The organism is Streptomyces sp. R302, from assembly GCF_012927245.1.
Taxonomy (GTDB): domain Bacteria; phylum Actinomycetota; class Actinomycetes; order Streptomycetales; family Streptomycetaceae; genus Streptomyces.
Genome location: NZ_JABBGE010000010.1, coordinates 92855 through 104389 on the forward strand (window position 1 = coordinate 92855; position 11535 = coordinate 104389).

General features: G+C 75.5%; 9 protein-coding genes. All 9 read left to right on the plus strand.

Annotated elements, in window-relative coordinates; all coding sequences use genetic code 11:
* Nucleotides 1-18: 18 nt before the first annotated feature.
* The 9 genes from HHL19_RS28915 to HHL19_RS28955 all read left to right on the plus strand — a co-directional run bounded on the left by HHL19_RS28915 (nt 19) and on the right by HHL19_RS28955 (nt 11517).
* On the plus strand, nt 19-816 hold the full coding sequence (locus HHL19_RS28915; protein WP_169093317.1) for an aspartate/glutamate racemase family protein: 798 nt from the start codon (nt 19-21) through the stop codon (nt 814-816).
* A gap of 94 nt (nt 817-910) precedes the next feature.
* A complete protein-coding gene (locus HHL19_RS28920) occupies nt 911-1471 on the plus strand; it encodes a hypothetical protein (protein WP_169093318.1) in 561 nt (186 codons plus the stop codon).
* A 121-nt stretch (nt 1472-1592) separates the two neighbouring features.
* The gene (gene lnt / locus HHL19_RS28925; protein ID WP_169093455.1) at nt 1593-3194 is read left to right on the plus strand and encodes an apolipoprotein N-acyltransferase; all 1602 of its coding nucleotides are present in this window, start codon (nt 1593-1595) and stop codon (nt 3192-3194) included.
* Between the two features lie 38 nt (nt 3195-3232).
* Nucleotides 3233-3715: an NUDIX domain-containing protein gene (locus HHL19_RS28930; protein WP_169093319.1), complete on the plus strand. Its 483-nt coding sequence runs from the start codon at nt 3233-3235 to the stop codon at nt 3713-3715.
* A gap of 99 nt (nt 3716-3814) precedes the next feature.
* Nucleotides 3815-5707, plus strand: a complete 1893-nt coding sequence (locus HHL19_RS28935) for a GAF domain-containing protein (protein WP_169093320.1) — start codon at nt 3815-3817, stop codon at nt 5705-5707.
* Between the two features lie 219 nt (nt 5708-5926).
* Nucleotides 5927-7711, plus strand: a complete 1785-nt coding sequence (locus HHL19_RS28940; protein WP_346768543.1) for a CoA transferase — start codon at nt 5927-5929, stop codon at nt 7709-7711.
* Between the two features lie 132 nt (nt 7712-7843).
* Complete coding sequence (locus HHL19_RS28945) at nt 7844-9544, plus strand: class I adenylate-forming enzyme family protein (RefSeq protein ID WP_169093321.1); 1701 nt, start codon at nt 7844-7846, stop codon at nt 9542-9544.
* A gap of 95 nt (nt 9545-9639) precedes the next feature.
* Nucleotides 9640-10896: a nucleotide sugar dehydrogenase gene (locus tag HHL19_RS28950; RefSeq protein ID WP_169093322.1), complete on the plus strand. Its 1257-nt coding sequence runs from the start codon at nt 9640-9642 to the stop codon at nt 10894-10896.
* A gap of 114 nt (nt 10897-11010) precedes the next feature.
* A complete protein-coding gene (locus tag HHL19_RS28955; RefSeq protein WP_169093323.1) occupies nt 11011-11517 on the plus strand; it encodes an EF-hand domain-containing protein in 507 nt (168 codons plus the stop codon).
* Nucleotides 11518-11535 lie beyond the last annotated feature (18 nt).

Below are 11535 nucleotides of genomic sequence, written 5' to 3' on the forward strand. Positions count from 1 at the left end.
ATCGGCTAGGGTGACCGGGTGAAGATCGCGCTCATGGACTCCGGAATCGGCCTCCTCCCGGCGGCCGCCGCGGTGCGCCGGCTCCGCCCGGACGCCGAGCTGCTCCTCTCCAACGACCCCGACGGCATGCCGTGGGGACCGCGTACCCCCGAGGACCTCACCGGGCGCGCCCTCGCCGTCGCCCGCGCCGCCGCCGACCACCGGCCCGACGCCCTGATCGTGGCCTGCAACACCGCGACCGTCCACGCCCTGCCCGCGCTGCGCGCCGCCCTCGAACCGGGCGTACCGGTCGTCGGCACCGTCCCCGCGATCAAGCCGGCCGCCGCGGCCGGCGGCAAGGTCGCCATCTGGGCGACCCCCGCCACCACCGGCAGCGCCTACCAGCGCGGACTCATCCGCGAGTTCGCCGGGGGCGCCGAGGTCACCGAGGTGCCCTGCCCCGGCCTCGCCGACGCCGTCGAGCACGCCGACCCCGAGGCCATCGACCGGGCCGTCGTCGCCGCCGCCGCGCTCACCCCGCCGGACGTCCGGGCACTCGTCCTCGGCTGCACCCACTACGAACTCGTCGAGGACCGCATCCTCGCCGCCCTGACCCCCCGCCGCCGTCCCGGGCTGCCGCCGCTCGTCTTCCACGGCTCCGCCGACGCCGTCGCCGCCCAGGCCCTGCGCCGCGTCGGTGCCGCGCCGGCCCCCGACGTCGAGCCCACCGGCACCCTCTCCGTCCTGCTCAGCGGCCGCCCCGGCCCGCTCCCGTCCGCTGCCCTCGCGTACGCCGCCGGCCGCCTCCTGGCCGCCGCCCCGGCCCCCTCCCTCTGATCCCTCCGGGACCCTCGGGGGGACGCCACGCAGGGTCACCGGACGACTCCGCTCCGGCGGGCTGAACCGGACGCGACTGGGTAGTCTTCCGAATATGAGGAAGCAATCCGGCCAGGTACGTGCCGACGGGCGTCCGCCCGCCGTCTGGACCGGTCGCGCGACCAACCGCTTCCAGTGGATCGCCGCCGTCGCCGGCGCCGCCTTCATGGCGCTCGGGATCACCCTCGCCGTCGATTCCGCCTGGACCTCCGGCATCGCCGCGCTCGTCATGGCGGTCTTCGGCTGCGTCGCCGCCGGACTCCTCGTCCTCTTCGGCACCCTCGCCTTCGTCCACGTCGAGGTCCGCGTCGACGACCGGGCCATGGAGGTCCGCTGCGGCCACATCGGCGTCCCCCGCCGGACCATCCCGCTCACCGAGGTCGTCGACGCCGACTACGCGCCCCGGGTCACCCCGCGCCACTGGGGCGGCTGGGGCTACCGCTGGCGCCCCGACCGGGGCACCGCCGTCGTCGTCCGCCGGGGCGAGGGCCTGGTGCTCCGCCTCGCCGACGGACGGACCTTCACCGTCACCGTCGACGGCGCCGAAGGAGCGGTCGACTCCATCCGGGGCCGCCTCCGCCACCCGGCTCCGCCCCAGACCCCCGCCGGCGCCTGACCGGCACGCGCGCGTACGGGTGGCACGCTCCCGCGGGGCCCGGCGCGGCGCCCGGAGCCGCGCGGTGCCGGACCGGGCGTCAACAGACACGGCACGTACACTCCGCAAGGTGAGCACCACCATCACCCCCGAGGCGGCCGGAGCCGCCGCCGACCCGTCCGCGACCGACGACCGGGCGCGCCGTCTCGACCGGGTCCGGCGGTTCGCCCGCCCCGGAACGGCTCTGCTCTCCGGCGTCCTGCTCTACCTGAGCTTCCCGCCGCGCCCCCTGTGGTGGCTGGCGCTCCCCGCCTTCGCGCTCCTCGGGTGGAGCCTGTACGGGCGCCGCCTCCGCGCCGGCTTCGGCCTCGGCTACCTCGCCGGGCTCGGCTTCCTGCTGCCGCTCCTCGTGTGGACCGGCGAGGAGGTCGGCCCGGTGCCGTGGCTGGCCCTCGCCGCGATCGAGGCGCTCTTCGTCGCCGTCGCCGGGCTCGGCATCGCCGCCGTCTCCCGGCTGCCCTGGTGGCCGGTGTTCGCCGCCGGGGTGTGGATCCTCGGCGAGGCGGCACGCGCGCGTGTGCCCTTCGGCGGCTTCCCCTGGGGCAAGATCGCCTTCGGTCAGGCCGACGGGATCTTCCTGCCCCTCGCCGCCGTCGGCGGCACACCGGTGCTCGGCTTCGCCGTCGCCCTCTGCGGCTTCGGCCTCTACGAGGCCGTCCGCCTGGTCCTCCTCCACCGCGCCACCGGCACCGTCCCGCGCGGACCGCTCGCCGCCGCCGCGCTCTCCGTCCTCGTCCCCGTCACCGGCGCCCTCGCCGCCCTGCCGCTCGTCAGCGACGCCCCCGAGGACGGCACCGCGACCGTCGCCGCCATCCAGGGCAACGTGCCCCGCCTCGGCCTCGACTTCAACTCCCAGCGCCGCCAGGTCCTCGACAACCACGCCGCCCGCACCCGCGAACTCGCCGCCGAGGTGAAGGCCGGCACGAAGCCGCAGCCGGACTTCGTCCTGTGGCCGGAGAACTCCTCCGACATCGACCCCTACGCCAACCCCGACGCCGCCGCCGTCATCGAGGGCGCCGTCGACGCCGTCAAGGCCCCCACGGTCATCGGCGCCGTGATCTCCCCGCCCACCGGCAAGCTCCGCAACACCCTCATCCAGTGGGAGCACGGCAAGGGACCCGTCGCCACCTACGACAAGCGGCACGTCCAGCCCTTCGGCGAGTACATCCCGATGCGGTCGGTCGTCCGCCTCTTCAACAGCGACGTCGACCGCGTCGCCCGCGACTTCGGCCCCGGCAGCCAGATCGGCGTCTTCGACCTCGCCGGCACCAAGGTCGGCCTCGCCACCTGCTACGAGGCCGCCTTCGACTGGGCCGTCCGCGACACCGTCACCCACGGGGCGCAGCTGCTCACCGTCCCCAGCAACAACGCCACCTTCGGCCGCAGCGAGATGACCTACCAGCAGCTCGCCATGTCCCGCGTCCGGGCCGTGGAGCACAGCCGCGCCGTCGTCGTCCCGGTCACCAGCGGCGTCAGCGCCGTCATCCGTCCCGACGGCGAGATCGTCTCGCAGACCGCGATGTTCACCCCGGACTACCTGGTCGAAGAGGTCCCCCTGCGCTCCACGCAGACCCCCGCGACGCGGCTCGGCACCCTTCCCGAGGCCCTCCTCGCCGCCGTCGCGGCCGCCGGCCTCGGCTGGGCCGCCGCCCGGGCTGTACGGGCCCGCCGGGCGCGCTCCTGAGACCCGGGCCCACCCGGAAGATGATCTAGGGTCGGCCCATGGCTACCCCTGACTTCATCCGCGAACTGCGCAAGACCGCCGGGCACCAGCTGCTCTTCCTGCCCGGGGTCAGCGCCGTCGTCCTCGACGACCGGGGCCGGGTCCTGCTGGGCCGCCGCGCCGACACCGGCGGCTGGGCCGTGATCGGCGGCATCGTCGAACCCGGCGAGCAGCCCGCCGACACCGCGGTCCGCGAGGTCGAGGAGGAGACCGGGGTGCGCTGCGTGCCCGAGCGGGTGCTCCTGGTGGAGACCCTGCGCAAGCCCGTCGTCTACCCCAACGGCGACATCTGCCAGTACATGGACGTGGCCTTCGCCTGCCGGGCCGTCGGCGGCGAGGCCCGGGTCAACGACGACGAGTCGATCGACGTCGGCTGGTTCGAGGTCGACGCCCTCCCCGAGATGAAGCGTTTCTCCCTGCGCCGGATCGAGAAGGCGCTCGCCGACGAACCCACCTGGTTCCGCACTGCCCTCGGCGACTGAGCACGGCCCGGCAGCGGCCGGCCACTCCGACGGGCGTTGTCCACAGGCTCCGTCCACAGGGGTGGTGCGACCCCACTCCCGCCGGGTATTCCTGTCTCCATGTCCCACGAACACGTCTCCTACCTGGAACTCCTCGCCCGGGGAGCCGCCACGGAGGCATACGACCGGCCCGTGCTCCTGGCCCGCGCGAGCGGCGCGGAGCCCGAGGTGCTGGCCGGGCTCGAAGAGGCGAAGCAGCTCGCCCTGCGGGTCCGCGCCGACCTGGAGGGCCGGCGGCGGCGCGAGGCAGAGCTCTCCGCGCTCTTCGCCACCGCCCACGACCTCGCGGGACTCCGTGACCTCGACGCCGTGCTGCGCGCGATCGTCCAGCGCGCCCGCGCCCTCCTCGGCACCGAGGTCTCCTACCTGAGCCTCAACGACCCGGTGGCGGGCGACACCTACATGCGGGTCACCGAGGGCTCCGTCTCCGCCCGCTTCCAGCAGGTCCGCCTCGGCATGGGCGAAGGCCTCGGAGGCCTCGTCGCCCAGACCGCCCGCCCCTACGTCACCGCCGACTACTTCGGCGACGACCGCTTCCAGCACACCCGCACCATCGACTCCGCCGTCCGCGACGAGGGCCTCGTCGCCATCCTCGGCGTGCCGCTCAGCCTCGGCAGCCAGGTCATCGGGGTGCTCTTCGCCGCCGACCGCCGCGCCCGGGTCTTCGAGCGCGAGCAGGTCGCCCTCCTCGGCTCCTTCGCCGCCCACGCGGCCGTCGCCATCGACACGGCCAACCTGCTGGCCGAGACCCGCTCCGCCCTCGCCGAACTGGAGCGGGCCAACGACATCATCCGCGAGCACAGCGCCGTCATCGAGCGGGCCTCCGAGGTCCACGACCGCCTCTCCGAACTGGTGCTGCGCGGCGGCGGCGTCCACGACGTCGCCGAGGCCGTCTCCGAGGTCCTCGGCGGCACCGTCGAGTTCACCGAGACCCCCGCCGGCGCCGCCCGCCGCTCCGGCGGACACGCGGTCCGCGAGGGCGACGACTGGGTCGCCGCCGTCTCCGCCGGAGGCGAGCACCTCGGCGCCCTCGTCCTGCGCGGCCGCCCCGACCTCGACCCCGTCGACCTGCGCACCCTGGAGCGGGCCGCGCTCGTCACCTCCCTGCTGCTGCTCGCCCGCCGCTCGGCCGGCGAGGCCGAACTGCGGGTACGGGGCGAGCTGCTCGACGACCTCCTCGACGCCCCCGACCGCGACCGCCGCCTGCTGCGCGAGCGCGCCGCCCGCCTCCGCACCGACAGCGACGCCCCGCACGTGGTCCTCGCCGCCCGCATCGACCGCACCGGGCCCGCCGACGACACCGGACGGCCCGGCCGCGAGAGCGCCGACCGGCAGCGGCTGTGGTCCGCCGCCTCCCACCTCGCCGCCACCCGCGGCGGCCTCGCCTCCGCCCGGGACGGCGGTACGGTCCTCCTGCTGCCGCTGGGCCCCGGCGAGGGCGCCGCCGAACTGGCCCGGCAGACCGCCCGCCACCTCGGCGGCACCCTCCGCGAACCCGTCACCGTCGGCGCCTCCGCCCCGGTCCGGGACCTCCTCGACCACCCGGACCGGGTGGCGGGCGCCTACCAGGAGGCCCGCCGCTGCCTCGACGCCCTCGGACTGCTGCACCGCGCGGGCGAGGGCGCCGCCGCCGAGGACCTCGGTTTCCTCGGCCTGCTGCTCGCCGACGGCCGGGACATCGGCGGCTTCGTGGAGCGGACGATCGGCCAGGTCGTCGCCTACGACCGGCGGCGCGGCACCGACCTGGTGCGCACCCTCGACGCCTACTTCGCCAGCGGCATGAGCCCGGCCCGCACCAAGGACGACCTCCACGTCCACGTGAACACCGTGGCCCAGCGCCTGGAGCGGGTGGGCCGGCTCCTCGGACCCGACTGGCAGGCGCCCTCCCGCGCCCTGGAGATACAGCTGGCCCTCCGCCTGCACGCCCTCTCGTCGACCGTCGCCCGCGCCTGACCCCCGGCGGACCTCAGGACCCGGCGCCACCTCCGGCCCCCGCCCGGCGTTGGCCGGGAGTGATCCCGGACGGCCGTACGAGCACTCGCCCGTCGGGCGGAAGCCGCGGCGGCGGCCGTGCCCTCGCCGTCCGTCCGCTGTTCTCACCCGGAAGTAAAGATCGTTTCGAGGTGGGAGAGGTCGGCGCATGCTGCGGGACGGGGAAGGCGGTCGGCGTAGGTGAGCCTGTCCGAGGAGGCCGGGACCCGGGCCCCGTCCGCGCCCGCCGACACCACCGGCACCGCCCATGCCGCCCGCGCCGTGGCCGGGGCGCTGCTCGACCGCACCCTCGACGGTCTGCCGGGTGACGACCGGGACCGCCCCGCCTGGACCGTCGGCGGCGCCGGACCCGTCGGCATCGACGCCGGCGACGAGCGGGCCGCCCAGGCCGCCTGCGGCCTCATGCACGTGCACGGCCGGGCCACCGGCGCCCCCGCGCCCCTCACCGCGGAGTACGTCTCCGCCGTCACCGGCGTGCTCGCCGCGCAGGGCGTCACGGCCGCTCTGTTCGCCCGCGCCCAGGGCCGCCCGCCGCTGCGCACCGGCACCTCCCTCGCCCAGGGGGCGCTGCTCACGGTCACCCAGTACCTCGCCGCCGCCACCGCGCCCGACGACGCCGCGCCGCCCGGCGGCCCGTCCGGACTGGCCACCCTCGTCACCGCCGACGGCGTCCGCGTCGAGATCGAGACGCTCGACCCCGAGGCCTGGGCCGGATTCTGGAGCCGGTTAGGCGTTCCGCCGCGCACGGCGGGCCGCGGCTGGCTCCCCTTCCAGTCCCGCTTCGGGACGGCGGTCTGTCCGCTCCCCCCGGAGCTCCGCGCCGCCGTCCTGGCCCGGCCCCTGGAGGCCTTACGCCACGCCGGTGCCGCGCACGGCGTGTCCGTCGCCGAGATCGGCGAGACCACGACACCCCCGCCGGACCTCACCCCCTGGACCCTCGAACCCGCCCCCCACGCACCACCCGCACCACCCCGCCCCCCCACCGCCACCCCGCCCGCCGGAGAGGCCCTGCCGCTGGCCGGCGTCCGGGTCGTCGAATCGGCCCGCCGCGTCCAGGGCCCCATGGCCGGACACGTCCTGCGGATGCTCGGCGCCGAGGTCGTACGGGTCGAACCGCCCGGCGGCGACCCCCTGCGCCACCTGCCACCGGTCGCCGCCGGCTGCTCGGTCCGGTTCTCCGCGCTCAACCACGGCAAGGCCGTCGTCGAGGCCGACCTCACCACCCGCCGGGGCCGGGACACCGTCGGCGAACTCGCCGCCGACGCCGATGTGTTCCTCCACAACTGGGCCCCCGGCAAGGACCGCTCCCTCGGCCTCGACGCCGACGCGCTGCACGCCCGCCACCCCCGCCTCGTGTACGCCTCCGCCTCCGGATTCGGCACCGCCCTCGGACCCGTCCCGCCGATCGGCACCGACTACCTCGCCCAGGTCCACGGCGGCCTCGCCGCCGCCCTGCGCCCCTCGGCGGAGCCCCCGGCCCCCTCCCTGATGACCGTCACCGACGTCCTCGGCGGCCTGGTCCTCGCCCAGGCCGTCCTCGCCGGCCTCCTCGCCCGCGAGCGGACCGGCCGCGGCGCCCGCGTCCACTCCTCACTGCTCTCCGCCGCGGCCCTGGTGCCCCGGGCGGGCCGCCGGGTCGCCCTCTCCCCGCTCGACCACCCGCTGCCCACCGCCGACGGACTGCTCTACCTGGGCGCCCGCGCACGCTCCAGGCCCGCGGAACTCGCCCGGGCCGTCGGCGCGAACGGAGCCGGCACGGTGGGGGAGCGGCTCCGGAGCCGTACGACGGAGGCCTGGCTGGACGAGCTCCGCACGGCCGGACTTCCGTCGGTCGCCGTCCGCACCGACCTGGCCGGCCTCGCCGCCGACCCGGCCTTCGCCCGCGCCGTCCTCCCGCCGGACGAACACCTCCCGTACGCCCGCCCGGCCGCGCCCTGGACGTTCACCGAGGAGACCTCCGGGTGAGGCGCCGCCGCCCGAGCCCCGGCGCGCCGGCGCCCACGCCCGCCCGTACGCGCTGACGCGAGGCCCGCGCCCGCCGCTCCGAGGCCCCACGCCCCACGCCCCACCCGAACCACCCCGGAAGGCAGAACACCGATGACCGCGACGACCGCCGTGCGGGAGACCCCTTGGCGTTCCCGCAACGGCCTGGAGCTGCCCGACCGGGTGCCGCGCGCCGACCGCGAGGCATGGGAGGCCCGGGGGCTGTGCCCCGACGCCGACCTCTTCACCCTCTTCCGGCACAACGCCCTCGCCTTCCCCGACCGCGAGGCCGTGGTGGACGACCGGGGCACCCTCACCTACGGCGAGCTGTACGCCGAAGTGCTGCGCGTCGCGGGCCTGTTCGCGGAGGCGGGGCTCGGCGCCCGGGACGTGATCGCGGTGCGGCTGCCCAACGGGCGGCTCGCCGCGGCGGCCGAACTCGCCGTCTACGCCCTCGGCGCGGTCGCCCTGCCGTATCCGCTCGGCGGCGGCGTCCGCGACACCCGCTCGCTCCTTGCCCGCTCCCGGGCGGGCGGAGCCGTCCTCAGTGAACCGGAGGACGCCGAGGCGGCGGCCGAACTCCCCTGGACGCGCGCCGTGTTCCGTACCTCCTCCGGCGCCGACGGCCTGGACCGTGCCGTGCCGCGTACGGCCTTCCGGCCGGCGGACCGCCCCGCCGGGGCCGGCGCGCCGGCGCGGTTCCTGGTCTCCTCCGGTTCCGAGGCCGAGCCGAAGCTGGTGGCCTACAGCCATCAGGCGCTGGCCGGGGGCCGGGCCGCGTACGTACGGGCGCTCGCGGGCTTCCCGGCGGAGCCGCCCCGCTTCCTCGTGCTCGTCCCGCTGGCCTCCTCGTACGGCTCGCTCGGCGTCCCGGTGGCGCTCGCCGCGCTCGGGGCGACCCTGATCACGCGCGAGCGGTTCGACGCCCGCGAGGCGCTCCGGGCGGTCGTCGATCACCGGCCCACCCACGTCTTCGGGGTGCCGACGATGCTGCGGCGGATGGCGGACCTGCCCCGCCTGCCGGGGGAATCCGCCTCGGGCCTGCGAGCGGTCGTCTCCAGCGGCGCCGCGCTCCCCGCCTCCACCGCGACCGCCTGCCGGGAACGCTTCGGTGTGCCGGTCGTCACCGTCTACGGCTCCTCCGACGGGGTCAACTGTCACACCGTCACCCCGGCGGACACCGCCGGCACCCCCGACCCCGCCGTGGCCGCGCTCCGGATCGTCCGGCCGGACGGCACGCCGGCGGCCGTCGGCGAGCCGGGGGAGATCCAGGCCAAGGGGCCCATGACACCGCTGTGTTACGTGGACGCGCCCGAACTCGACGCCCGCTACCGCACCGCGACGGGCTGGGTCCGCTCCGGCGACCTCGGGGCACTCGACGGCGCGGGGCGGCTGCGGGTCCTCGGCCGGCTCAAGAACGTGGTGATCAGGGGCGGTTACACGATCAGCCCGGCCGAGGTGGAACAGGAGCTGGGCACCGACCCCCGCCTCGCCGAGGCGGTCTGCGTGCCCGTGCCCGACGAGGAGTTCGGCGAGCGGCTGTGCGCCGTCGTACGCCCGGCTCCCGGCGCGCCCGCGCCGCTCCTGGGCGCCGTGACCGCGCACCTCGCGGCACGGGGCCTGGAGCGCCGGAAGTTCCCCGAGTACCTCCTGGTGCTCGACCGGATGCCGCTGCGGCCCACCGGAAAGGTCTGCCGGCGCACCGTCACCGCCCGGGCCGTGGACGCCCTGGGCGGCGCCACACCGGTCGGCGCGACGGTCCGCGTCGACCTGGAGGCAGGAGATTTCACCCATGCGGGCGAACTCGTGCATTGATTGCGCAACAGCCCGAAATTGCATGCAATCCTGTTACTGCAAACGGAATCTTTGATTCAACTTCCTTGTTCGGGAAGTGAATCACGGGGGGACGAATGTTCACAGAAGTCGCCGTGGTCGGTCTCGGCTACGTCGGTCTTCCGCTGGCCCGCCGGGCCTGCGAAGCGGGCCTCGCGACCGTCGGCTTCGACGTCGACGCCGAGGTCGTGGAGGGGCTCGACCGGGGGCGCTCGCACATCGAGGACATCCCGGACGAGGACGTCGAGGCGATGCGCGCCGCCGGCTTCCGGGCCACGACCGACCCCGCCGTCCTCGCCGGCGCCCACACCGTCGTCATCTGCGTGCCCACCGGACTCACCCCGACCGGGGAGCCCGACCTGTTACCGCTGACGACGGCCGTCCGCACGGTCGCCCGCCACCTGGAACCCGGCGTGCTCGTCTGCGTCGAGTCCACCAGCCACCCGGGCACCACCGAGGAGATCGTCCGGCCCCTCCTCGAAGCGCACGGACTGCGCGTCGGCGAGGACTTCCACCTGGCGTACTCGCCCGAGCGCATCGACCCGGGCAACCGCCGCTACAGCCTGCGCACCACGCCCAAGGTCGTCAGCGGCTGCACCAAGCTCTGCGCCAAGCACGCCACCGCCTTCTACGAGCGGCTCGTCGACGAGGTCGTCGTCGCCGCCGGGACGCGGGAGGCGGAGATGGCCAAGCTCCTGGAGAACAGCTACCGGTACGTCAACATCGCCCTGGTCGACGAGGTCGCCCTCTACTGCGACCGGGTCGGCATCGACATCTGGGACGTGCTGCGCTGCGCCGACACCAAGCCCTTCGGCTACTCGGCCTTCCGGCCGGGCCCCGGCGTCGGCGGCCACTGCATCCCCGTCGACCCCCGCTATCTGATGACCCACGCCGCCGAACAGGGCTTCACCTTCCACACCCTGGGCGCCGCCCGCGCGGTCCTCGACGCCATGCCGGAACACGTCGCGGACCGGGCCCGCGACCTGCTCCTCGCGGCCGGGAAGGACCCCGCCGGGGCCAGGGTGACCCTCCTCGGCGTCGCCTACAAGGCCGACATCTCCGACACCAGGGAGTCGCCCGCCTACGCCGTGGCCCGGGCGCTCGGCGCGCTCGGCGCCCGGCTCGCCTACCACGACCCGTACGTCGGACGCTTCGAGGTGGACGGCGTCACCGTCCCCCGGCAGCGCTCGCGCGAACAGGCCCTCGCCGACAGCGATTTGGTGGTGCTGCTCCAGGAGCACGCCGAGTACCGGTCCACCGACTGGGACGGCGCGGACTGCCCCGTCCTGGACACCCGGGGGACGGCGGAGGGCAGACGCGTGGTGCGGCTCTGACGCCGCCCCGCTCCCCACAGACCTCCGGTCCGGCCATGTGCGTGTGGCCGGACCGAGGAAGGCCGTGAGGACATCCGTCCGACCGGCACGATGGAATAACGAAGGAGAAAACTCATGAGCATCGTTCAGGACCGTCTCGAGAAGCGCTTCGCGAAGTGGGACACGGACGGCAACGGCACGCTGGAGGCCGCGGACTTCGACACCGAGGCCGCCAAGATCGCCAGTGCCTTCGGCTCGGACATCTCGTCGCCGAAGGGCGTCCAGCTGCGCAACGGCTTCGAGGCCATGTTCCAGTACATCGCCAAGGGCGCGGGCTCGGTCAGCCAGGAGCAGTTCCTCACCGTCGGCGACGAGATCGTGGCGGACCCCGCTTCCTTCAACCGGGTCCTCGGCCCGGTGGTCAAGGGCATCGTCGCCCTCGCCGACAAGGACGACGACGGCTCCATCGACGCGGCCGAGTTCGCCACGTGGCTCCGCGCGATCGGCCTCGGCGAGAAGGAGGGCCGCGAGGCCTTCCAGGAGATCGACACCAACAAGAACGGCTCGCTGTCCGAGGACGAGCTGCTCGACGCGGTGCGCCGATTCCACACCGGTGAGCTCGACGTGGAGCTGCTCGGCTGAGCCCCACGTGCCGACGGC

Bases quoted from the DNA above. Each gene is read 5' to 3' on its own strand.
- HHL19_RS28950 (WP_169093322.1), top strand. From the start codon at position 9,640: ATGTTCACAGAAGTCGCCGTGGTCGGTCTCGGCTACGTCGGTCTTCCG.
- HHL19_RS28930 (WP_169093319.1), top strand. From the start codon at position 3,233: ATGGCTACCCCTGACTTCATCCGCGAACTGCGCAAGACCGCCGGGCAC.
- HHL19_RS28920 (WP_169093318.1), top strand. From the start codon at position 911: ATGAGGAAGCAATCCGGCCAGGTACGTGCCGACGGGCGTCCGCCCGCC.
- HHL19_RS28935 (WP_169093320.1), top strand. From the start codon at position 3,815: ATGTCCCACGAACACGTCTCCTACCTGGAACTCCTCGCCCGGGGAGCC.
- HHL19_RS28945 (WP_169093321.1), top strand. From the start codon at position 7,844: ATGACCGCGACGACCGCCGTGCGGGAGACCCCTTGGCGTTCCCGCAAC.
- HHL19_RS28955 (WP_169093323.1), top strand. From the start codon at position 11,011: ATGAGCATCGTTCAGGACCGTCTCGAGAAGCGCTTCGCGAAGTGGGAC.